The sequence below is a fragment of the Variovorax palleresanus genome (assembly GCF_051144945.1).
GTDB classification, from domain to species: domain Bacteria; phylum Pseudomonadota; class Gammaproteobacteria; order Burkholderiales; family Burkholderiaceae_C; genus Variovorax; species Variovorax paradoxus_S.
Genome location: NZ_JBJNVP010000002.1, coordinates 4,649,540 through 4,671,250, shown reverse-complemented (window position 1 = coordinate 4,671,250; position 21,711 = coordinate 4,649,540). Strand labels below are relative to the sequence as shown.

The following is a 21,711-nucleotide window of genomic DNA, read 5'->3' as shown; positions in this document are numbered from 1 at the left end:
GCGCGCATGGAGTCTTCCTACACCATTGGCAAAGCCAAGCTGACGCACCCGCCATTGCGGCGGCGCCACATTGGGGCTGAACCGAAGCAGGCACCGGCATTTCGGATGCCCGGCCGGTGCCACTCAGCGAGGTATGCGGATGACGACGAAGAAGAAGAACAACAACGAATTGCTGGCGCGCCTTGGCGGCAAGCTGACGATGATCGGCTTCGGCTCCATCGGCCAGGCGCTGCTGCCCGTGCTGCTGCGTCATTTCGATCTCAAGGCCTCGGACATCAAGATCGTGAAGGCCGGCGAAGACCGCAGCGGGCTGGCAAAAAAGCTGGGGGTCGAAGTCATTCCCACCCGGCTCGAAGAAGGCAATTTGGCCGCCGTGCTCGAGCCGTTGCTCGACAAGGGCGACTTCCTTGTCAACCTGTCGGTCGATGTCTCCAGCCTCGCGCTCATCAAGCTCTGCCGCGAACGCGGTGTCTTCTACCTCGACACCTGCAACGAACCCTGGGATGGCCGCTACGACAACCCCGGCCTTCCCCCTTCGCGCCGTTCGAACTACAGCCTGCGCGAGGAGCTGCTGGCCTGGCGCCTCGACAAGCGCAGCGGGCCCACGGCGGTCATCACGCAAGGCGCCAATCCCGGCGTGGTTTCGGCCCTTGTCAAGCAGGCGCTGCTGAACATCGCGGCCGACACGCACGCCGAAATCGAATCGATGCCCACCAGCTACGAAGGCTGGGCCGCGCTCGCGCAGCGGCTCGAGATCAAGGTGATTCACATTGCCGAACGCGACTCGCAGGTTGCCAGCCAGCGCAAGCAGAGAAACGAATTCGTCAACACCTGGTCGATACGTGGCTTCGTTGACGAAGGGCTTCAACCCGCCGAACTGGGATGGGGCACGCACGAGCGGCACTGGCCGGCCGACGCGGCGCGGCACGGCTTCGGCAGCGATGCGGCCATCTACCTCGAGCGCCCGGGCATCGGCACGCGGGTTCGCAGCTGGACGCCGCTCGAAGGCCCGTACCACGGCTTCCTGGTCACGCATGCCGAGTCGATCTCCATTGCCGACCACCTGACGCTGCGCAAGGACGGCGAGGTGGTTTACCGGCCCACGGTGCACTACGCCTATCACCCCTGCGACGACGCCGTGCTCTCGCTGCACGAATTGGCGGGAAAGAACTGGCAGCTGCAGCACCGCCAGAGAATCGTCCGCGACGAAATCGCCCAAGGCATGGACGAACTCGGCGTGCTGCTGATGGGCAACCCCAAGGGCGTCTACTGGTATGGCTCCCGGCTCACCATCGAACAGGCGCGCGAACTCGCGCCCGCCAACAGCGCCACCAGCCTGCAGGTGGTGGCCGGCATTTTGGGCGGAATGCTGTGGGCGCTGCAGAACCCTGATGCGGGCCTGGTGGAGCCGGACGACCTCGACCACCGCGTGGTGCTGGAGGCCGCCATGCCCTATCTCGGCGAAGTGGTGGGCGTGTATGGCGACTGGACGCCGCTGAAGGACCGCTGTCCGCTCTTCAAGGAGGAAATGGACAGGGAAGATCCGTGGCAGTTCCTCAACTTCCGGGTGACGTGATTGCTGCTGCGCAAGGAACTCGGCGTCGTCGAGAATTCATACTACGAAGCCAGCGTGCAGCGGGCGGCGCGGTTCGAGGCCACGCGCCCGCTCGAAGGCATTGCCACCGCCGACGTCTGCGTGGTGGGCGGCGGGCTCGCAGGGCTCTCGGCAGCGCTCGAACTTGCCTCGCGCGGCTTTGCCGTGGTGCTGCTCGAAGCCCAGCGCGTGGGCTGGGGCGCTTCGGGCCGCAACGGCGGACAGGTGATCGTCGGCTTCGGCTCGGACGGCGAAGAAGCGATTGAAAACCAGTTTCCGCCCGAGGACGTGCGCCGCGCCTGGAACATCTCGGTCGAAGGGCTGGATCTCATGCAGGACCGGATTGCGAGCTACGCGATCGACTGCGACTGGCAGCCCGGCTATCTCAACCTTTCGGTCAAGCCCTCCAAGTCGCGTGCGCTTCGCGAATGGATGGACCACGTGCACCGCGTGCACGGCTATCCGCTCCAATGGCTGGGCCCCAAAGACGTTGCGGAGTGCGTGGCCAGCGAGCGCTTCGACGCCGGCACCTTCGATGCGCGTTCGGGCCATCTGCATCCGTTGAAATATTCGCTGGGCCTTGCGAGCGCCGCGCGCGCCGCGGGTGCTCAGTTGCACGAGAACTCGGCGGCGCAAATGATCGAGCGCGGGCCCCACCCCGTCGTCAAGACCGCTCAGGGCGAGGTGCGGTGCAGCTACGTCGTGCTGGCGGGCAATGTCTACCTCGCCGAATACGGGGACGACGTGGCGCCCGAGGTGTCGTCGCGCATCATGCCCGTGGGCACCTACATGATCGCCACCGAACCGATGGACAAGGCGCGCGCGGATTCGCTCATGCGAGGCAGGCCGGCGGCATCGGACACGAACTTCGTCCTCGACTATTTCCGCCTGAGCGCTGACCATCGCCTGCTGTTCGGCTCGGGCGACAGCTACAGCGCGAGGACGCCGCGCAACCTCATCGAAAAAATCCGCAGGAGCATGCTCGCGGTGTTTCCCCAACTGTCGGACCTGGGCATCGACCACGCATGGGGCGGCTTCGTCGACATCACCATGAACCAGGCGCCGGATTTCGGGCGCATCGGAAGCAACATCTACTACCTGCAGGGCTTCTCCGGCCATGGCCTGGCGCTCACCGGCATGGCGGGCAAGCTGGCGGCCGAAGCCATTGCGGGACAGGCGGAACGCTTCGATCTCTTCGCCCGCATCGGGCACCACGCCTTTCCCGGCGGCACCATGCTGCGCACCCCCGCGCTCGTGCTGGGGATGATGTATTACCGCCTGCGGGATCTTCTGTAGCGCGCCTCTTTCTCCCCTTAGTCGTCGCCCGCCACCAGCACGCCGAGTTCGCGTGCCGGATGCCGATGCTTCGCGAGCGCCGCGACGAAGGCCTCGACCGCGGACTCGAAATTCTCCGCCCCGGCGCGCAGCACGCCCGGATCCGGATCGCCCGAAGGCAGGGTCTCGGGAATCTTCGCTTCGGCCAATAGGACGGCGGACGCGCCGAGCGCAAGAATCGTCTTGCCGTGCTGGAACTGATCCTTGATGAACGGCTCGGTGTGGGGATTGGCGGAGAGAAGCTCCACGCCGCCTGCTCCATCGGGCAGCACGAGCGCGTCGAACAGGAAGCCGGGCTCGTTCTCCATCGATGCATCGGCTTCCATCGTCTCGCCCTCGGCGGTGCGGAACGGGCCGATGCGCGGGCCCACCAATCGGCCCACGGCGCCTTCGGCCAACAGCGCCGCCTGGATGGTCGCGATCTGCTCGCCCTGTATGCCGTCCGCCACCAGCAATGCCACCTTGCGCGTTCGCACCGATCCGTCGCCGGGCCGCGCCATCAGCGAGAGCGAGGGCGAGCGCGTCACTTCCGGCTTCACGGGCTGCTCGAGTGCCTTGGGCAGCGCGGGCGGCAGCGGCATGCCCAGCCCATCGGCCACCTGCTGCGCCAGCAGCGGCGATGCGTTGACGAGGCTCGCCACCATGCGTTCGCGCACGGCAGGCACGGAGCACTTCGAGAGCTCGAAGCGAAACGCCGCCGCGATGTGAGCCTGCTCGGTGGGCGTCTGGCTGTCGAAGAAAAGCCTGGCCTGCGTGTAGTGATCGGCAAATTTCTCGGGCTTGCCGCGCACCTTGTCCTGCTCCACGCGCTGCGGAAAGGTCATGAAGCCCGCCGAAGCGCCGGCCTGGAACGGACAGCCGCCGCCCAGCGAGTTGGGCTCGTAGGCCGCGCGCCCGCGGTGGACGGCCTGGCGGTGCATTCCGTCGCGCTGGTTGTTGTGCACCTGCGCCATCGGCGCGTTGATCGGCAGCTCATGAAAGTTCGGTCCGCCCAGCCGCGTGATCTGCGTGTCGACATACGAGTGGATGCGCCCGGCCAGCAGGGGGTCGTTGGTGAAGTCGATGCCCGGCACCACGTGCGCGGCACAGAACGCCACCTGCTCCGTCTCGGCAAAGAAATTGTCGGGATTGCGGTTGAGCACCAGGCGGCCAACCGGCGTGAGCGGCACCAGTTCTTCCGGCACGATCTTCGTGGCGTCGAGCACGTCGAAACTGAAGGCATCGGCCTCTTCCTCGGTGAAGATCTGCAGGCCGAGTTCCCATTCCGGAAACTCCCCGGCCTCGATGGCCTCCCACAGGTCGCGGCGATGAAAGTCAGGGTCGGCGCCCGAGATCTTCACCGCCTCGTCCCACACCAGCGAATGGGTTCCGAGAACAGGTGTCCAGTGGAACTTGCAGAACACCGAATCGCCGGCTTCGTTCACAAGCCTGAAGGTGTGCACGCCAAAGCCCTGCATCATGCGAAAGCTGCGCGGAATGGCGCGGTCCGACATCGCCCACATCAGCATGTGGGTGGACTCGGGCATGAGCCCGACAAAATCCCAGAAGGTATCGTGCGCGCTCGCGGCCTGTGGCATCTGGTGATGCGGCTCGGGCTTCACGGCGTGAATGAGATCCGGGAATTTCATCGCGTCCTGGATGAAGAACACGGGCATGTTGTTGCCCACCAGGTCCCAGTTGCCTTCGTCCGTGTAGAACTTGACGGCGAAGCCGCGCACGTCGCGCGCGGTGTCCTTGGAGCCGCGCTCGCCCGCCACGGTGGAAAAACGCACGAAGACCGGTGTGATTTTTCCCGCTTCGCGCAAGGGGGCCGCCTTGGTGAACTGCGGAATGCCTTCGTAGCATTCGAAAAAGCCGTGGGCGCCCGAGCCGCGCGCGTGCACGATGCGCTCTGGAATGCGCTCGTGGTCGAAGTGGGTGATCTTCTCGCGAAGAATGAAGTCTTCCAGCAGCGCGGGGCCGCGCAGGCCGGCCTTCAGCGAGTTCTGGTTGTCCGCGATGGGCACACCCTGATTGGTGGTGAGCCGCTGGCCACCCGAGTCCACGCGCACCCGGTCGAGGGATTCGATGGTGGCGTTCAGGCCCGGCATGGCCATGCCGCCAGCCTTCTCCGAGCCGATCTCTTCCGAAAGCGTGCTGGCCGTTGCCGCGGACGACAACGGCTCGGCTGTCTGGCCGGCTTGGGGGTGAAGCGCGTTGTCGTGTCCATGCTCGAGCGGCTTGTTCGCGTTGAACGGTATCGAAGCCGCAAGCGCCTGCGTGTGCGCGGCCTTCTGCGATGGTGGGTCGGGCGGTATTCCGCCCGGCAGGTTCGCCGCGCCGCTGTCGGTGTTGCGGGCGGCTGCCGCAGCGCTGGTGGTGGCGCGGTCGGAACCGGGAGGCGTCTTGGAAGTTGGCATGAAAACTCCATTCAATGACTTGCGTCGCTGTCGCAGCAACAGAGTGCGTGCTCCGGCGTGCTCAGGCGCGCGCATGCCAGCGCCGGTGGCCGGAGCGCCGTGCCAGCAAGAGCCCGGCAGCGGCCAGCCCGACCATCGCGATGGCCGCGGTGTTGCCCGAAGCCGCGCGGCCCATGTCCAGGGCGATCTCGCCGGAGCGCGGCCCGGCAAGCTGCAGCCGGCGCTTGGTCATCTGCGCGCCCATTTCGCCGAGCTTGTCGGCCAGCAGTTTCTCGGCCGCGGGCAGCAGAATCGTTTCTTCGTCCGCGACGTGATGCATCACGTCGCGCATCAGCGACGACAGAGTCTCGTCGTAGTCGTGCGCTTCGGGCTCCATGGTGCGCAGCAGGCTGATGAGGCGGCGCATCTCCGAATGCTCGTCGAGCGCCTTCGTGATGCGCTCGTCCTCGCAGACCTTGCGCATCTCGGGATAGAAGATTTCTTCTTCGAGCTGCGCATGAATTTCGAGTGCAGTGCAGATGGTGTTGACCAGGCCCTTTTTCACGCGGGACGGCGCACTTGCCTTGTACTGGTGAAAGGTGGAAAGCACATGCGTGTGGTCCAGGCGAATCATGTTGGTCGCCGTGGGAAACAGCCGGGAGACGATGCTTGTCATGGTGAGCTCCAAGGCGAGAGGGAAAAAGCGGGGGCGCCCGGCCGATGCCGGCCGGGCGTCGGGATCGTCGGGATCAATGGCCAAAGGCCGGGTCGGACCGCCCGCTCAGGCGGCCACGCCCGTGAGCTCTTCCATCAATTCTTCCTTGCGCGTTGCAAGCTGCTCGCGCATGGCCATCAGGTCCAGGCCCTTGGCGGCGCGTGCCTTGACGAAGATCTCGTTGCGCTCTTCCTTCACGTGGTGGTCGATGTACTCGCCCAGCACGATGACCTTGGCGTCGAACTTGTCGTCCACGTCGGTGGCCGATTCGATCTGCGCGATCAGTTCCTTGGCAGTGCCGTGCTCGACTTCGGCCTCGTCCAGCAGATCGGTTTCGCTGATCGCCTTGCGCAACGCCGGGTAGAAAATTTCTTCCTCGATCTGCGCGTGAACGGTCAGCTCGGTGCAGATCTGGTTGGCAAGCTCGCGCTTCTTCTGCTGCGCATCGGCAGCTCGCGAATGGGTCAGTTCCTCGTACTCCTTGAACATCTTCTTGACGTTGCGGTGGTCGGTGTCGAGAAGGCTGCAGGCATCGGGTGCTGCACGCTTGGTGGAGGTGGGCATCGTGGGCTCCGGTTGGGTTGATGGAAGCTGAACGATGAAAGGACAGCAAACCCCGCCACGTAGGAAAGCTCCTTGAGTGCACGTAGCACGGCGCACTACCCGTGCGCTCCCGCCCCCATCAAGCCTGGTCGCGCCCGCGCTGCGCCAGCAGGCAGCCGGCCGCCAGCCCCACGGCGAAGAGGCCGTAAACGATGCCCATCGAACGTTTCGAAAGGTGATGCTCGAAACCCGGCGTGAGCCGGCGCGGGGTGATCGTGTAGTCGACCGCGCAGGCCACCGCCGTGGCGGCACCGGCACTGGCGAGCGCCGCGGGCACCGACTGCGCAGGGTGCCGACTCGCGTGCAGCCAGGCATAGAGCAGCGCCCAGAAGATGGCGCTCGCGTGATGCGTGGCGTATCCAATGGCCGTGTGCTTCAGCGTAGGTTGTCGCACCGCAAAGGCCTGGTCGCCCCACAGCCAGTGGCTGGTGGCATTGGTGGGCGCCACCATGCTGCCGGCCTCGCGGCGGCCGCACAGCATCAGCGCCCCGGTGGAGGCAAGGCTTGCCAAGGTGCCGGCCACCAGGCCGGTTCGCAACACCTGCAGCTGCCGCGGGCTTGCAGACTTCATGGGGTTCATAGGGCCTCCTACGCAGGACTCGCGGCCACGGGCCGCGTCATGGCGCCGGTCGCCCTGGCGCCGATGGTCATCTCGGTCATCCAGGACACGAGCAGTTGCCCGTAGGCCTGGCGGTGCGCCTGTTTGGAAAGCGCATGGTCGGCGCCCGAGAGAACCCGGTACGTCGCCGAGCGCACGCGCTTGAACGCACCCAGGTAGTTCTCGATCACCGGGTGCGGCACGATCTGGTCGTGCTCCGACTCGACAATGAGCACGTCGCCCACGAACGCCTCGCATGCCGCCAGCGCGCGGTTGTCGCGCGGGCCGACCAGCGTGCGCCGGTAGGCCACGAGGTCGGGCCTGCTCAATTGCCCCTTCGGGGCCAGCCATTCGCGGTCCCTGTAGAGCGCCGGCGCGCGCAGCGCGAGCCAGCGCACCGGCCGCATGGCGCTGACCAGTGCCGCCAGGTAGCCGCCGTAGCTGCTGCCGACGATGGCAATGGCGCCGGGGTCGACGGTCGGGTGGCTGATGAGCGTGTCGTAGGCCGCGAGCACGTCGCGCAGGTTGTCCTCGCGGGTGACCTCCTGGCGCAGCGAGGCGTGGCGCGCATGGCCGCGGAGGTCGAAGGTCAGGCACACGCAGCCGAGCGCGGCAATCTCGTGCGCGCGCGCGATGTACTGCTCCTGGCTGCCATCCCAGCCGTGGACCAGGAGAACGCCGGGCACCATGGTGGAGGCGGCAACCAGCGTTCCGGCAATGTGCTGACCGTCTACGGATATGTCTATGAAGTTATGTCGGGTCGCTGTCATACGGCTTTTGCAATGCGTATTTGGTGAGGTGTCCTGCCTGTTTGTCGATACCGCGGTAGTGCACCTTTGCATCGGCCGGGATCGGCGCTTCCGCACCATACGCCTCGAAACAGGAAACACGCACCCGGTCGAGCGTCGGGTCGCCCCAGAAGAGTTCGAGCGCGACCATTTCGGCGCCGGTCGCGCCGCCGACGCGCCACGACTGCTCCAGCACGCCCGAGCGCCAGGTGCCGCCCGCGCCCACGCCCTGCGCCACGTCGTAGTTCACGCGCGAGGCAAAGAAACCCGGGAAGCAGTCGATCACGGCCTGGTTATAGTGCCGCGCCTGCTCGATGGCCAGGCACAGCGCCGGTGGCGGGCTGGTCATCGCGAGCAGCGCATCGAAGTTGCCCCGCACGAGCGTCAGGTCGGAGCCGCCATAGACGCTCTGCCCATCGTTGCCGCGGGTCATGCGCTGGCGGCCGTAGTAGCTCATGATCAGGTGATCGACCAGCACCTGCCCCACGCTGTAGGTCTCGGGGTTCTCGAGGTTCTCTTCGAGCACCACGCCATGGAGCGCAATCTCGCTCTCTTCCATGGCGGCAAGGCAGCGGTCCAGCGCCTCGGCGTCGGTGACCATGGTCTGGCCCCGGCCACCGGTGGCGCACACGGGCTTGACGCGCACCGTGCCGTTTTCCAGCAGCTGGCGCCCGGCCCATCGCGCGTCCTCGAGCGAAAACACGGAGAAGCCGTCGAGCACCGCATCCGATACGCCGGAGGGAAAGGCCGGCGTCCACCCCTCGGGACAGGCGGCCGCGCGGCCGGCAAGCGGGTGCGTGATGGCCTTGGTGGCCACGAAGGGGTACGGAACCACGCCCCCGAACAGGTCGTGCAGCGTCGAGATGCCGAGCGAGCGCGCCAGTTGCGTGCTGGAGACGGTGTCGCTCGGCACGAAGTACAGCGGCGTGTTCTCGTGGGCGCGCGAGGCGTCGTATTCGCCGGCAAAGCGGTACTGCTTCAGCGCCGCCAGCCGCTGCGCAAAATTGCTGCGCGTGGCGCGTTCATGGTCGCTGGCATAGGCCTGTGGATCCGCGCTCCAGACCACGACGCTGCCGCCGGTGCTCTTGCGAACCGTGTCCACGACGGCGACTCCGGACCCGAAAAGGGTGTCCATGGGATCGGCCCGGGTTCAGCGGTGCTGCGCCGTGCCGGGCCCGGCCAACCAGCGGCGTCCCCATTCCGGGCCGATGCCGGACAACGCGCCGGCGACGATGGCAGAGGGCCGGCTGAGATCGGTCGTTTTCATCGGGGCAGCTCCTTGTGAACGGTGGCTGGGGCGCGCGGCGGTGATCCGTGCATGTCGATGGGTCCGGCTCCTACAAGAACTCTTCGTGCGCGGGTCTAGTTTTGAATTTACTGCAGCATGCAGAAACCGTCATCCTCCTCGCCGCCATGGTTGAACAGCTTTCGTCCCGGCAGGGCGGGATAACGCGCGTCGTCGTGAAAGCGGCCTCCTACGCGCCGCCAGCCCCCACCACTTTAGTGATATCCGGGCGCATACTTCATTGCGTTTGCAAACCAAGGACGAACATGGTCGCTCCAACCACCTCGGAGTCCCGCGCGCTCGCCAAGCTGGCGTGGGAGGCCGCTTGGGAACGGCTGGGCAATGCGCTGCAGCCGCCACCCGGCTATCCCGCGGCAACGGCCGAGCAGATTTCCGAGTGCTTTCACGTCGCGCAGGCGCGGCTCGACGAGATGCGCGCTGCGTTCGGCGTGCCCGACGACCGGTGAGCGGGCCTCCCGTACTTGCACCCGTTCCCGCGGCCGGCCATACGGCCCTGCTGATCATCGACATGATCGGCTGCTGGGATTTTCCCGACGCCGAGAAGCTCCTGCCCGGTGCGCACGCCATCGCCGGGCGGATTGCGGCGCTGAAGGCACGCTGCACGCGCGCCGGCGTGCCCACCATTTACGTTAACGACAACCGGGGGCGCTGGCGCTCGGACTTTCCAAGGCTGGTGGAACTGTCGCTGGCCGCGGGAGGTGCCGGCGCCGAGATCACTTCGGCGCTCCTGCCCGAGGAGACGGACTATTTCGTCCTCAAACCCAAGCAGTCGGCCTTCTTTGCCACGCCGCTCGAATTGCTGCTCGCCTACCTGAAGGCCAACCGGCTGATCGTGACCGGCGTGGCGAGCGACCAGTGCATCCTGGCCACCGTGGCCGATGCGGGCATGCGCGATCTGCAAGCCGTGGTTCCGCGCGACTGCGTGGCCTCGCAGACGCCCGCGCGCAACCAGCGCTTTCTGCGCCAGGCGGAGGAAGCGCTGCGGGTCTCCACCACGCCCGGCTCGCGCATCCGGCTGCCCGCGAAGCGCTGAAAAAACCGGCAAAGGCCTCGCTCAGGACGAGCCTCCACCCGCAGGCCCGCTTGCCGCGGATTGCTTCGAGCGGTCCGGTTCGGCCGGCTGAGAAATGATGTTGAGCGTATCGCCCGCTTTGCCGGCGTCGCCCTTCGCCGCCACGTCGCCGAGCGAGAGAATGCCCACCAGCCTGCGGTCGCCATCGACCACCGGCATCCGGCGAACCTGGTAGCCGGCCATCTCGTCCATCACCGTTTCGACGTTGTCGCTGTCTCTGCACCACTTGACGTCCTTCGACATCACGTCGGACAACGCGGTCTCCGGCGGAAGCTTTTGCGCCACCACGCGAAGAACGATGTCGCGGTCGGTCACCATGCCCATCAGCCGCTGGCCGTCGCACACGGGAACGGCGCCGATGTCCAGCTCGTCCATGGCCTGGGCGGCCAGTGCCACCGAGTCCGAGGGCGACAGGGTTCGAACGCCACGGGTCATCAGTTCAGATACGCGAGTCATGGGGAATCTCCTGGGTTCATCGGCTCAGCCGCTGCGATGCTCGGCGTTGCGCTTGCGGGTGGCGGCCGCTTTCTTGGCAGAGGCCGAGCGCTCGGCGGCGGTGCGCGATGCCGCCGCAGCGCCGCCCTTGTGCCCGCCCTTGCGCGAAGGCGCGTGGTTCTCGGCCTTGCCGCGCCCGCTGCCGCTCTTCTTGCCACCGCCGGTTTCGGCATTGACCGTGGCCCATGCGCGCTTCTCGGCTTCGGCCTTGCCCACGCCGCGGTGCTCGTAGCCTTCCTCGATGTGCTCGGCCTTGCGTTTCTGCTTGTCCGTATAGGACGACTTGTCACCTCTTGGCATGTTTGCTCTCCTGAAGTGTGATGGGATTGCATCGTGCGCCGCCCACTCGCGACGAGGGTCGGAAGATGCAGGACCTGTACGTCGGAGCAGTCTGGCGGGCACGCAAATGCCATGCGGCCCGCCGGCCCGATGTGGGATTGCGCCGACGGCCCCTGAAGCCGATTGCACGACACCCGGCACCCTCGCATGCGCGGAACATTTCGAGTGCAGGTGGCCGCCCTCGCCGCCGCCGAAGGGCGTATATGAACCTGTCCGATCTGTTCTCCCCCGACCAGCCGCTGCTCGAGATGGTGGTCCGCGGCAGCGTCATCTACTGGTTCCTGCTGATCGTCTTCCGGTTCGTGCTGCGGCGCGACGTGGGCTCGATGAGCATGGCCGACCTGCTGTTCATCGTGCTGGTGGCCGATGCGTCGAGCAATGCCATGCAGGGCGAATACAGGTCCGTCACCAACGGCATCGCCCTATTGGGCACGCTGATCGGATGGAACTACCTGCTGGACGTGCTTGCCTACCGCTTTGCAAAGGTCGCGGCCTTTCTGGAGCCGCCGGCCGAACCGCTGGTGAGGCACGGCAAGTTCGTGGCGCGCACGCTGCGCAAGGAGCGCATCACCGTCGAAGAGGTGCTGGCAAAGCTGCGCGAAGAAGGCATCGACGACCTGAGCGTGATCAAGATCGCGCGGCTTGAGGGCGACGGAAAGGTCAGCGTCATTCGCAACGACTAGCTTCCCGATGCCTTGATACCGGCGCGGGCCTTCGATTCTTCGGCGCTGGCGCGTGAAAGGCATTCGGCCTTGTCCCTGCCCTGGCGGTCGTTGCACTTCTCGACGGCAATCTCGTAGTTCACCGCCACTCTCATTTCCGCGAGCCGGCGGGCATTGGCGTCGCTCGGATTGCGCTGCTGATCGAGTTCAGCCAGGGCGATTTTTTCACGGCCCTGGGCTTCCTTGATGCAGACGATGCGGCCCGGCCCGGCCAATGCCTCGCACTGGCCCAAAGCCACCTTGGAAGTGGCGCCGATCCGTTCCCGGGCGGCGCTGTATTCGACGAGGGTGGGGTCGATCTCGGCCGGATGCGGCGGCGGGGTCTGCGCAGCCACTTGAACCACGGCCGCGCACATGACCCAGATGGCAACGAACAACGCGTGAAGCTTTTGCATGGCGATCTCCTGTGGATTCGCGTTCAGGCAGTGTGCGCCCCGCACCAGCCCGCCCGGTAGGACGGGGCGCATCGCCTGCGGCGGCGGGTGCCGACGACCTGCCCGCCAGACGACGCCATGCCCAAGCGTCGGCATGTGCTTACGGCCGCTCCGCGAAGCGTCCTACCGGCGCAGGGCCGCCGGCTTCTATATTGATTTCGACGCCGGAGCCTCCGTTGCAATAAAAACCCCCGCGCGTCCAGGAGATCACACCATGAAGAGACTGTTATTGATGTGTGCCGCAGCTTCCTGCCTGACCGTCGTTCAGGTGCATGCGCAAGTGAACCCCGCGCCTCCGGCCGATCCGGCAATTGCCGAATTCAAGGCTGCCCGCGACAAGATCGAGGCCGACTACAAGGCCGCCAAGGCTGCCTGCGATGCAATGAAGGACAACGCCAAGGACGTCTGCATCGAAGAAGCCAAGGGCAAGGAAAAGATTGCCAAGGCTGAACTCGACCAGAAGCAGAAGCCCAGCGACGGCAACACACGCAAGGTCGCCGAAGCCAAGGTGGAGGCCACCTACAAGGTCGCCAAGGAAAAGTGCGACGACCTGAAGGGTGATGCCAAGAACGCCTGCGTGAAGGAAGCCAAGGCCGAAGAGGCAAAGGGCAAGGCCGACATCAAGGCAATGAAGAAATAATGAATGGCGGAAAGAACCAGCGCTCCAAAGACGAAACGGTGAAGCCATTGCAGACGCTTGCCATTTCGGAAGCCCTGCGCGCCCAGTTGTCGGCGGAAAACCTCCTGGCCCTCAATTCGCACGGCCAGGAGGTTCTTCACGGCCTGGACTTTGAAGAGTCGCAGCTTCTCGTGGACTGCAGCGATCGGCCTTCGGCGGACGCATCCGTGCAGCGGCGATGCGCCGAGCTCGTCATCAAGCACGAGCGGGCCCGGCTGCGGATTGCCACGGTCGACGACGAGCGCATCACCGCCAAGTACTAGGGCCTGTTCACACTACTAACGGAGTCGCGAAGGCATGCCAAAGCGGACAAATCAAGGCGCACGACGATGCGTGTGCGTCGGCACACGCAAGGAGTGCAACGCGGAGTTGGCCGCTTTGGCATGCCTTCCCTTCGGGTTGTTCGGCAAAGGGGCCGTCTGCGGCGTTGCCCGCGCTTGCAAGGCACAAGCCTTGCTGCGCACGGGCGCCTTGCAGCCAGCCCCTTTGCCGAACAACGCGATCTCCGTTAGTAGTGTGAACAGGCCCTAGCCAGCATCACCGCAGCGTTGCCAGGTACGCGGCAATGTCGCGCGCGTCCTGCTCCGTCACGCCCATTTCCGGCATGGCCGTGAGGGGGTCGACCCCATGCGTCTGGCGCAGCCAGCGGACCATGTTGTCCGGCGTGTTGGCGAGTTTTCCCGCGATGAGCGAACGGCCGCCGATACCGGCGAGTGGCGGCCCCACGTTGGGAGACGAACTCGTGATGCCCGGAATCGTGTGGCAGGCGTTGCAGGCGTATTGAAAGAGCGCCCGCGCGCCACGCCGCACATCGCCCGCATGGACCGGCGCCGGGCCGGCCACGGCCCCGCATGCCGATGGGGTCGGCGCGCCCTCTGCGCCCGTCGCTTCCACGTGCGTGGCTTGCGCATACTGCTGCGGCGTGAGATCGGGCAGGCGCGCCAGGAACGCCACCACCGACCAGAGCTCTTCGTCGGACATCCTGAACTCCCACGCCGGCATGCCGCTCATCTTGATGCCGTGCCGGGTGATCCAGTAGAGCTCGCGCGGTTTCCAGTGGAGCCGCGCATCCACCAGCGGGCCTGGCAGGGGCTGCATGCTCTTGCCGATGTCGCCCTGCGCAACGCCCGGTGCGCCATGGCATTGCACGCACTTGTCGCGAAAGCAGGCCGCGCCGCGCATCACGAGCTGCTCGTCGTCGAGCCGCGGCGTTTTGATGTTGCGGGCGCGCAGCTTCACCGATTGGTGCATGGCCGTTTCGAGCAGCGAATGGACCGGCTGCGTGTGCTGCACCGTCGCGGCCACGTTGTACAAGCCGCCGTACACCACCAGCGCAGCCACCGCCGCGCCTCCTAGGCCCAGCACGGCAACGGTGAGAAGAACGGTCTTCGGCGCACCCATCGGCAGCAATCAATTGGCGGCATTGTCCGACGCGCACCGGCGCCGCCGTGTCGGCGCAAGCCGCGTTCCAGTCCGGAGAATCGCGGCATGGTGGCCGCCCCGTCGTACCGCGCTGTCTGCCCGCTCGCCGTGCTGGTGCTGGCAGTGCTTGCGGCCGGGTGCACGCCCGAGGAGCAACAGCTTCGCGCCCCCTCCTCCCAGCGCGAACGCGGGCGGCTGCTGCTGGCCCAGTACCAGTGCGGAAGCTGCCACACCATTCCTGACGTGCAGGCCGCGCGCGGACGCACGGGCCCCACGCTCGCGGCCTTCGGGCGCCGCAGCTACATTGCCGGGCAAGTGCCCAACGGGCCCGAGCATCTGGTGCGCTGGATCGTGGCGCCCGCCACGCTGGTGCCCGGCACCATCATGCCGGCCATGGGCGTGTCGCCGGAGGATGCGCGCGACATGGCGGCCTACCTGCTTGCGCTCGAATGACGGCGATGACTGCCGCGGGGCTGCCCCAATCCGCCCTGCGGGCCGCGGGCCCCGTCGCGGAAGCGCTGCTGGAAGTAAGCGGCGTGCTGGCCGTGGGCGGGACGCTGATCTTTGCCGCGGTGATGGGGCTGCTCGCCCTTGCGGTTCGCCGCCGCAGCGGCGGTACGGTCGACACCCGCTGGTGGATCATCGGCGGCGGCCTCGTGTTTCCGGCCGTGGTGCTTGCGGCGCTCTTCGCCTACAGCGAATGGCACCGGCCGCCGTGGAAGCCCGTTCCGCCGCCGAACGCGCTGATCGTCGGGATCACGGGCCACATGTGGTGGTGGGAGATTCGCTATCGCGACCCGGCCACCGGGGCCGAGGTGGTCACGGCCAATGAGATCCGCATCCCGGTCGGCCGGCCCGTGTACTTCGGCCTTGGCAGCGCGGATGTGATCCACAGTTTCTGGGTGCCGTCGCTCGGCGGCAAGATGGACATGCTGCCCGGCCACGTGCAGCACCTGCAACTGCAGGCCGACCGGCCCGGCACATGGCGTGGACAGTGCGCCGAGTATTGCGGCGAGCAGCATGCGCGCATGGCGCTGCACGTGGTGGCCGAAGCGCCGGCCGCATTCGATGCCTGGCTAGCAGCACAGGCGAGGCCCGCCGTTGCATCGGTGGCATCGCCCGAGATCGAGCGCGGCCGCCAAGCCTTTCTGGCGCACCGCTGCAACGCCTGCCACACCGTGCGCGGCGTGAGCGAAGAAAGCCGCCTCGGGCCCGACCTCACCCACGTGGGCAGCCGGCTGCACCTGGGCGCCGGCACCGTGCCCAACGAGCCGGCGCAACTCGCGGCATGGGTGGCCCACACGCAGCAGCTGAAGCCCGGCGCGCGCATGCCGTCGTCGGGCGAACGCATCGCGGACGCAGACCTGCAATCGATCGCCGCCTGGCTCACGCAGCTGAAGTAGATGACGCAAGCCCTCGACCACACTTCGAACCCGCAGCCGCGCCCCGCCGGAGAACGCGAGGCGCTCGAGCGTGCATGGCGCCCGCCCAGCGGGTGGCGGCAGCTCTCGGCGGTGAACAACACGCGCATTGGCGTTTTCTACATCGTGACGGCGATGCTCTTCTTCGTGCTGGCCGGCATCCTGGCGCTGATGATGCGCACGCAACTCGCCGTGCCCGACAACGGCCTGATCGACGCCCGCACCTACAACCAGCTCTTCACGATGCACGGCACCGTGATGATGTTCTTGTTTGCGGTTCCCATTGTCGAAGCGGTGGCCATCTATTTGCTGCCGGGCATGATCGGCGCACGCGACCTGCCGTTTCCGCTGCTTTCGGCCTACGCGTTCTGGGCCTATGCCATCGGCGGATTCGCTTTTTTCTGCACCATCTTCTTCGGCCAATCGCCCGACGGCGGCTGGTTCATGTACCCGCCGCTCACCGGCAAGGAGTTTTCGCCCGGACGCGGTGCCGACTGGTGGCTGCTGGGCATCGGGTTCATCGAGATCTCGGCCATTGCCGGCGCCATCGAGCTGATCGTGGGCATTCTCTTCACGCGCGCGCCCGGCATGACGCTCGCGCGCATGCCCATCTTCGCCTGGGCCATGCTGGTCACCGCGCTGATGATCGCCATCGCGTTCCCGGCCGTGATTGCCGCCACCATGCTGCTGGAGCTGGAGCGCGCATTCGACTGGCCATTTTTCATTCCCGCACGCGGCGGCGATCCGCTGCTGTGGCAGCACCTGTTCTGGTTCTTCGGCCACCCGGAGGTCTACATCATCTTCCTGCCCGCGGCGGGCATGGTCTCGATGATGGTGGCCACACTCGCGGGCACGCCGCTGGTGGGCCACCGCGCGGTGGTGCTGGCGCTCGTCGGCGTGGGCGCGGTGAGCTTTGCGCTGTGGGCGCACCACATGTTCACCGCCGGCCTCGGCAACCTGTCTTTGTTGGTGGTGTCCGCCGCGAGCTTCATCGTCGCCCTACCGAGCGGCGTGCAGGTGTTCGCGTGGATCGCGACCTTCTGGCGCGGCCGCGTGATGCTCAATGCGCCAACGCTGTTCCTGCTCGGCTTTCATTTCATCTTCGTGCTGGGCGGCCTCACGGGCGTGATGGTGGCGGTGCTGCCCTTCGACTGGCAGGCGCACGACAGCTACTTCGTGGTTGCGCACCTGCACTACGTGCTGATCGGCGGCATGGTGTTTCCGGTGTTCGCGGGGTTCTACTACTGGGCGCCGCTCTACAACGGCCACTGCCTTTCGGAGCGCTGGGGCCGCTGGGTGTTCGGGCTCATGTTCGGCGGCTTCAACCTTGCGTTCTTTCCCATGCACCTTGCCGGCATGCTCGGCATGCCGAGGCGCGTGTACACCTATGGCGGCGACCTGGGCTGGAACACGCTCAACATGCTGTCGACCGTCGGCGCCTACACGCTGGCGGCCGGCGTGCTGCTCTTCATGGTCGATGCGTTTCGCACGCTGCGCCGGCCCTCGCGCGACCACGGCGACCCGTGGCGCGCGGGCACGCTCGAATGGCTGCCGTCGCGCGAATACGGCGCGCGCAGCATCCCGCAGGTGGATTCGCGCTACCCGCTGTGGAAGCGCCCCACGCTGCCGCAAGAGGTCGATGCCGGCCGGCACTTGCTGCCGGGCACCGTCTTCGGCGGCCGCGAAACGCTGGTGACCAGCTGGCGCGATGCCCGCCCGATGCACCTGCTGCGCCTGCCGACGGACAGTTGGTGGCCGTTGGCTGCGGCGGCGAGCACGGCCGGGTTCTTTCTTCTTCTCACGGTGTCTCAAACCCTGCCGGCCTTTGCATGCGGGGTGATCGCGGTGGCGTGCATCATGCGCTGGCTCTGGGATTCCGACCGTCCGCCACCGACCGCCGTGGTCGACGTGGGCCATGGCCTGCGCCTGCCGGTCGGCGCGCAGGGCCGGGCATCGCATTCGTGGTGGGCCATGATCGTGTTGATTGCGGTGGACATGACGATCTTCGTGTCGCTGCTGTACACCCACGTGCACCTCGCCATGGCGAGCGACGTGTGCCCGCCACCCGGTGCCGCGCTGCCGGCTGCGCGCTGGCCGCTGGGCGCGGCGCTGCTGCTCGCGGCCGGCTCCGCCGCCATGGCACTGGCCACGCGCGCACTGCGCACGGCCGATGCGCGCGGGCAGCGCTTGTTGCGCCTCTTCATGGCGCTGGCCATGGCCTCTGCAGCCGCCTCGGCCGCGCTCGACATCGGCGGCCATCTGCTGGCCGGGCTCGAGCCGCGCGCGCAAGGCTGGAGCGCATCGGTCGGCATGCTGCTGGGCTACCAGGCGTTCCACATCGCCGTGCTGCTGCTGATGGGCGGCTACGTGCTGGTGCGCTCGTGGTCCGGCCGGCTGCAGCCCGCAGCACGCGCAACAATCGACAACACCGGGCCGATGTGGCACTGCGTGACCGCGCAAGGGATCTTGGCGGCGCTCACGGTGCAACTGGTGCCGCGGCTGCTGGGTTAGGCGCCGCTACGCGGAAGCTGCCTGGGCGCCGATCATCCAGCAGGCCGCCGTAAAGCGAACCTCGCTGCCGTGCATGTACGGGTCGAACGCGGCGCGCACCGTGTCGATGACCTGCGCGCGCGTGCGCTCGTCCGCCGCCTGCTCCTGAAGCATCAGGCCCAGCGGGCCGAGCCGGGTGAAATAGCCGCGCAGATCCTTCTCGGGCATCGTGCAGGCTACATCCACGGGCTGGATGTCGATGCCGCTCCAGCCGCTCTCCTCCAGAATGGAACGCACCCGATGCGGGTCGGCGAAGGCGAACTGTCCCGGCGCATCCGGCTGGCGGGCCGGCATGTTGGGCAGCAGCGGTGCGGCGGCCCGCTCGGCCGTCGTCATGAACGGATTTTCCGCGGGGCTGCGCCAGGCGAGGGCCCGAAGCGCCGCGCCGCCCCGCGCGGCGTGCCGCAGGTTTGCAAAGGCCTGCACCGGGCTGTCGAAAAACATGACGCCGAAGCGCGAAATGATCATGTCGAAGCTCGCAGGCTCGAAGGCGTGGCGCTGCGCATCGGCGCAGATGAAGCTTGCCGGCACGCCCTCTTGCTGCGCGCGTGCCCGGGCGGCGGCGATCATCGGCTGCGAGATGTCGACGCCGATGCAGCTGCCTTGCGCGCCGGCCAGCAGCCGCGCAACCGCCAGCGTGGTCGCGCCCGTGCCGCAACCCACGTCGAGCACCCGCTGCGCCGACCCGGCGCGCACCGCGTCGACGAGCCGGTCTTCGAACGGCTGCAGTATCGCGTCGAGCAACTCTTGCGCGTCGACCCAGGCATGACCGGCGCGGCCATTCCAGAGCGCGGTCTGTTCGGTTTCCTTTTGCTGTTGCTGTTGCTGTTGCTGTTGCGTGATGTCCATGATCGTTTCTCCTTTGGCTGGCCTCGAGAGGCGGAAGCTAGACTGTGCAACTTCAAGTCGACTTGAGGTCAAGAGGTGACAACAACAACAACGACACATCTGGACATTGCCCAAGTGGCGCAGCGATCCGGCGTTCCCGCATCGACGTTGCGGTTCTATGAGGAGAAGGGGCTCATCGCCTCCACCGGCCGGCGCGGCCTGCGCCGCCTGTTCGATTCTGGCGTGCTGGAACGGCTGGCGCTGATCGCCGTCGGGCGCGCCGCGGGCTTCTCGCTCGATGAGATTGCACTCATGTTCGCGCCGGAAGGCAAGCCGCGCATCGACCGGCAGATGCTCGCGTCCAAGGCGGACGAACTGGACCGGACGATCCGCAAACTGGGCGCCATGCGCGACGGCCTGCGGCATGCGGCCGCCTGCCCTGCTCCCAGCCACATGGAATGCCCGACGTTCCGCCGCATCCTGCGGGCGGCTGCGTCTGGAGCCATCAAGGCGCAAGGAAAGAAAGGCAAGCAACCGGGCGTTCCTTCTTGAACGCGGAGCGACGACACAGGAGCCACGTACCTGATTCAACACTATGATCCCCCCGCCCTGAACTCCGCCATCGGCCCCTGCATTGCCCATGACGCACTACCTGCGCCGCATCCTCTGTGTCTTGCTCTGCCTGCCGGCATTGGCCTTTGCGTCGGGGCCCACCGAATTCACCGCCGCCCTGCGCGAAACGACAGTGGGCGGCAATGCAGCCCAGGCCTTCTTTCTCATTCGCATGTTGCGCAGCGCCGACGCGCCCGCTGCCGAGGTGGAGGACTTGCGCCGCGACCTCCTGCATGCGTATGTGGCCCAGATCACTGGCCCGGCCGCTGCACCCGCGCCCCGGCCCGGCGTCTGGGAGTCATTGAAGCGCCAACTGCCCGGCATGGCACCCGCCCCGAAAGACACCGTGGCCGCCGCGATTGCCCGTGGCCACACGCGAAGCGACGTGCTCGACGCACCCTTTCGCGCCGCCTGGCAAGGCGCGCTCAACCAGGGGCTGGCCCCACGGTGGGAGACCGGGGCCGCGCGCACGCCCTTCTTCGCGATTGAGAGGCGCGACATGCAGCCCATCGCGCCCGGCCTGTGGGCTGCGCCGGCCGCCGACGGCAGGGTTCGCCTGATGCTGGCGCTGCGCCTGGCCAACACCTCCACGCAGCCGCTTCCCGTTTTTCGGCCCGACATCATTCTGGGCGGTGCGCCCGGCACCGGGCTCGGCGGCCTGGCCTTTGCCTGCGCGTGGGATCGACCGGAACACAACCTGAGCGTCATGCAGGCCAATGCGGTGACCATGGTGCAGCCCGGCGAGGCATCCGGGCCATTGGCGTGCGAGGCGCAGCCCGCCCCCGCGTATTGGCGCGAGCAATTGCCAGCGCTCATGGCGGCCGGCGCCACCGCAACAAAGCCGTTTCTGGTGCCGCACGATCTGGACAACGCACGGCGCCTGTATCACCTGGAACTGGCGCTGACGGAACTCGCGCCGCAAGCCGAAGACTGGGGCCGGCGGCTGTTGACGGCACGCCAAGAGCCTGCGCGGCAATGGGCGCCCGGCGCCCTCCCGCTGGAGCCGCCCGTGTCGAGCCGTTGGGCCGCGCGGCCCCACCAGGGCTGGAAGTCGTCTGCTGCGGCGCTGAAGTACTTCCTGGCCGCCACCGTGCTCGCGCTTGCCTTGTTTGCCGGCGGGCGCGGCCTGCTGCGCGTGGGCATGCCGAAGTTCGCCGTGGCGGCGGGCACGCTGCTGGCCGGCACGGGCCTTACGGTGCTGGCCACCGCGAGCCTGGGCGGTGGTGGCACCGGCTACGGCCATCCGCTGTACACCGGCATCGCCTTGTGGGGTGTCTACTTCGGGCCCATTCTGCTGTGCGTGCTGGCGCTGCACGGTCTGCAAAAGCTGCTGGACATAGAGCAGATCGACTGGTGGGACGCCGTGGCCAAAGGCTGGCGCAATGCGCTGGACCTGACCTCCACGACCAGCCGCGCAGAGTTCTGGGTCTTTCTCGCCCACTGCGCCTGGCTGTGGGCACTCGCACGCACCTGCCTCGTACCGCTGGACCGCTGGATCGGCCTCGCCCTTCTGCTGCCGCTGGTGACCCTGACCGCACGGCGGCTGCGCAGCATGTCGGGCAAGGAAATGTTGGAAGTGGGCTTGACCACTGCATGCCTGGTGTTGCTCGTCTTGCTTTGACGCCAACCTGTCGGCAAGGCACACACGCAGCAGCAGCAACAGCGGGCCGAAAAAGCCCGGTCCGAGTTCTGCCCCCGGTGCCAGACAGCCTCCTACAACACGACGATCTTTTGGCCGATGCGGCGGGAATTTTCCGGACCCAAAGTGGCATGTCTGGGCATTGCAACCAACGCCGTCATTCCCCAGAGATGGCGGCCGG

23 protein-coding genes are annotated in these 21,711 nt (G+C 67.0%); 12 read left to right on the top strand and 11 right to left on the bottom strand.

The annotated features are described in order from the left end of the window. The first annotated feature begins 139 nt into the window (after positions 1-139). Positions 140-1,576 carry a homospermidine synthase gene (locus tag ACJ7Z0_RS25760; RefSeq protein ID WP_434792105.1) on the top strand — a complete coding sequence of 479 codons (1,437 nt, stop codon included), beginning with the start codon at positions 140-142 and terminating at the stop codon, positions 1,574-1,576. After that, positions 1,577-2,890 (top strand): NAD(P)/FAD-dependent oxidoreductase, encoded by a 1,314-nt coding sequence (locus ACJ7Z0_RS25755; protein ID WP_434792104.1) that lies wholly within the window; start codon positions 1,577-1,579, stop codon positions 2,888-2,890. Positions 2,891-2,907: 17 nt separating this feature from the next. Here ACJ7Z0_RS25755 and ACJ7Z0_RS25750 read toward each other — a convergent pair whose 3' ends face one another. The 6 genes from ACJ7Z0_RS25750 to ACJ7Z0_RS25725 form a co-directional block, all read right to left on the bottom strand. Then, positions 2,908-5,328 (bottom strand): catalase, encoded by a 2,421-nt coding sequence (locus ACJ7Z0_RS25750; RefSeq protein WP_434792103.1) that lies wholly within the window; start codon positions 5,326-5,328, stop codon positions 2,908-2,910. Between the two features lie 61 nt (positions 5,329-5,389). Then, positions 5,390-5,983 (bottom strand): hemerythrin domain-containing protein, encoded by a 594-nt coding sequence (locus ACJ7Z0_RS25745; RefSeq protein WP_434792102.1) that lies wholly within the window; start codon positions 5,981-5,983, stop codon positions 5,390-5,392. A 105-nt stretch (positions 5,984-6,088) separates the two neighbouring features. Continuing rightward, complete coding sequence (locus ACJ7Z0_RS25740; protein ID WP_434792101.1) at positions 6,089-6,586, bottom strand: hemerythrin domain-containing protein; 498 nt, start codon at positions 6,584-6,586, stop codon at positions 6,089-6,091. Positions 6,587-6,704: 118 nt separating this feature from the next. Continuing rightward, the gene (locus ACJ7Z0_RS25735) at positions 6,705-7,196 is read right to left on the bottom strand and encodes a hypothetical protein (RefSeq protein ID WP_434792100.1); all 492 of its coding nucleotides are present in this window, start codon (positions 7,194-7,196) and stop codon (positions 6,705-6,707) included. A gap of 17 nt (positions 7,197-7,213) precedes the next feature. Beyond that, the gene (locus ACJ7Z0_RS25730; protein WP_431122590.1) at positions 7,214-7,993 is read right to left on the bottom strand and encodes an alpha/beta hydrolase family protein; all 780 of its coding nucleotides are present in this window, start codon (positions 7,991-7,993) and stop codon (positions 7,214-7,216) included. Then, complete coding sequence (locus tag ACJ7Z0_RS25725; protein WP_434792099.1) at positions 7,974-9,146, bottom strand: DUF3182 family protein; 1,173 nt, start codon at positions 9,144-9,146, stop codon at positions 7,974-7,976. Before ACJ7Z0_RS25725 ends, ACJ7Z0_RS25730 begins: the two co-directional genes overlap by 20 nt. A 416-nt stretch (positions 9,147-9,562) precedes the next feature. Here ACJ7Z0_RS25725 and ACJ7Z0_RS25720 point away from each other — a divergent pair, with 416 nt between their 5' ends. Continuing rightward, on the top strand, positions 9,563-9,763 hold the full coding sequence (locus ACJ7Z0_RS25720; protein ID WP_434792098.1) for a hypothetical protein: 201 nt from the start codon (positions 9,563-9,565) through the stop codon (positions 9,761-9,763). Continuing rightward, positions 9,760-10,350: a cysteine hydrolase family protein gene (locus tag ACJ7Z0_RS25715; RefSeq protein ID WP_434792097.1), complete on the top strand. Its 591-nt coding sequence runs from the start codon at positions 9,760-9,762 to the stop codon at positions 10,348-10,350. Before ACJ7Z0_RS25720 ends, ACJ7Z0_RS25715 begins: the two co-directional genes overlap by 4 nt. A gap of 21 nt (positions 10,351-10,371) precedes the next feature. Here the strand turns inward: ACJ7Z0_RS25715 and ACJ7Z0_RS25710 are convergent, their stop codons facing one another. Both ACJ7Z0_RS25710 and ACJ7Z0_RS25705 read right to left on the bottom strand, forming a co-directional pair. Beyond that, on the bottom strand, positions 10,372-10,845 hold the full coding sequence (locus ACJ7Z0_RS25710; RefSeq protein ID WP_431122600.1) for a CBS domain-containing protein: 474 nt from the start codon (positions 10,843-10,845) through the stop codon (positions 10,372-10,374). 24 nt (positions 10,846-10,869) lie between these two features. Beyond that, positions 10,870-11,184 carry a plasmid stabilization protein gene (locus ACJ7Z0_RS25705; protein WP_093011506.1) on the bottom strand — a complete coding sequence of 105 codons (315 nt, stop codon included), beginning with the start codon at positions 11,182-11,184 and terminating at the stop codon, positions 10,870-10,872. A gap of 242 nt (positions 11,185-11,426) precedes the next feature. On the opposite strand from ACJ7Z0_RS25705, the gene ACJ7Z0_RS25700 reads away from it, so the two are divergent. Further along, complete coding sequence (locus ACJ7Z0_RS25700) at positions 11,427-11,906, top strand: DUF421 domain-containing protein (RefSeq protein ID WP_434792096.1); 480 nt, start codon at positions 11,427-11,429, stop codon at positions 11,904-11,906. Here ACJ7Z0_RS25700 and ACJ7Z0_RS25695 read toward each other — a convergent pair. Beyond that, complete coding sequence (locus ACJ7Z0_RS25695; RefSeq protein ID WP_434792095.1) at positions 11,903-12,475, bottom strand: hypothetical protein; 573 nt, start codon at positions 12,473-12,475, stop codon at positions 11,903-11,905. The genes ACJ7Z0_RS25700 and ACJ7Z0_RS25695 overlap by 4 nt on opposite strands. 118 nt (positions 12,476-12,593) lie before the next feature. Here ACJ7Z0_RS25695 and ACJ7Z0_RS25690 point away from each other — a divergent pair, with 118 nt between their 5' ends. Both ACJ7Z0_RS25690 and ACJ7Z0_RS25685 read left to right on the top strand, forming a co-directional pair. Continuing rightward, positions 12,594-13,019 carry a hypothetical protein gene (locus ACJ7Z0_RS25690; RefSeq protein WP_434792094.1) on the top strand — a complete coding sequence of 142 codons (426 nt, stop codon included), beginning with the start codon at positions 12,594-12,596 and terminating at the stop codon, positions 13,017-13,019. After that, a complete protein-coding gene (locus ACJ7Z0_RS25685; RefSeq protein WP_434792093.1) occupies positions 13,019-13,321 on the top strand; it encodes a hypothetical protein in 303 nt (100 codons plus the stop codon). The genes ACJ7Z0_RS25690 and ACJ7Z0_RS25685 overlap by 1 nt, the downstream gene beginning before the upstream one ends. 274 nt (positions 13,322-13,595) lie before the next feature. On the opposite strand, the gene ACJ7Z0_RS25680 is transcribed toward ACJ7Z0_RS25685, so the two are convergent. Then, the gene (locus ACJ7Z0_RS25680; protein ID WP_434792092.1) at positions 13,596-14,468 is read right to left on the bottom strand and encodes a c-type cytochrome; all 873 of its coding nucleotides are present in this window, start codon (positions 14,466-14,468) and stop codon (positions 13,596-13,598) included. Between the two features lie 78 nt (positions 14,469-14,546). On the opposite strand from ACJ7Z0_RS25680, the gene ACJ7Z0_RS25675 reads away from it, so the two are divergent. The 3 genes from ACJ7Z0_RS25675 to ACJ7Z0_RS25665 are packed head-to-tail and all read left to right on the top strand — an operon-like array spanning position 14,547 to position 18,412. Continuing rightward, positions 14,547-14,933 carry a c-type cytochrome gene (locus ACJ7Z0_RS25675; RefSeq protein WP_434792091.1) on the top strand — a complete coding sequence of 129 codons (387 nt, stop codon included), beginning with the start codon at positions 14,547-14,549 and terminating at the stop codon, positions 14,931-14,933. A gap of 5 nt (positions 14,934-14,938) precedes the next feature. Then, complete coding sequence (locus tag ACJ7Z0_RS25670) at positions 14,939-15,883, top strand: cytochrome c oxidase subunit II (RefSeq protein WP_434792726.1); 945 nt, start codon at positions 14,939-14,941, stop codon at positions 15,881-15,883. Continuing rightward, on the top strand, positions 15,884-18,412 hold the full coding sequence (locus tag ACJ7Z0_RS25665; protein ID WP_434792090.1) for a cbb3-type cytochrome c oxidase subunit I: 2,529 nt from the start codon (positions 15,884-15,886) through the stop codon (positions 18,410-18,412). Positions 18,413-18,418: 6 nt separating this feature from the next. Here the strand turns inward: ACJ7Z0_RS25665 and ACJ7Z0_RS25660 are convergent, their stop codons facing one another. Continuing rightward, positions 18,419-19,300, bottom strand: a complete 882-nt coding sequence (locus ACJ7Z0_RS25660; RefSeq protein WP_434792089.1) for a class I SAM-dependent methyltransferase — start codon at positions 19,298-19,300, stop codon at positions 18,419-18,421. Positions 19,301-19,414: 114 nt separating this feature from the next. Here ACJ7Z0_RS25660 and ACJ7Z0_RS25655 point away from each other — a divergent pair, with 114 nt between their 5' ends. Beyond that, positions 19,415-19,831, top strand: a complete 417-nt coding sequence (locus ACJ7Z0_RS25655; RefSeq protein ID WP_434792088.1) for a helix-turn-helix domain-containing protein — start codon at positions 19,415-19,417, stop codon at positions 19,829-19,831. A gap of 88 nt (positions 19,832-19,919) precedes the next feature. Beyond that, positions 19,920-21,512, top strand: coding sequence for a hypothetical protein (locus ACJ7Z0_RS25650; RefSeq protein ID WP_434792087.1), 1,593 nt, complete (start codon positions 19,920-19,922; stop codon positions 21,510-21,512). Positions 21,513-21,711: the final 199 nt, after the last annotated feature.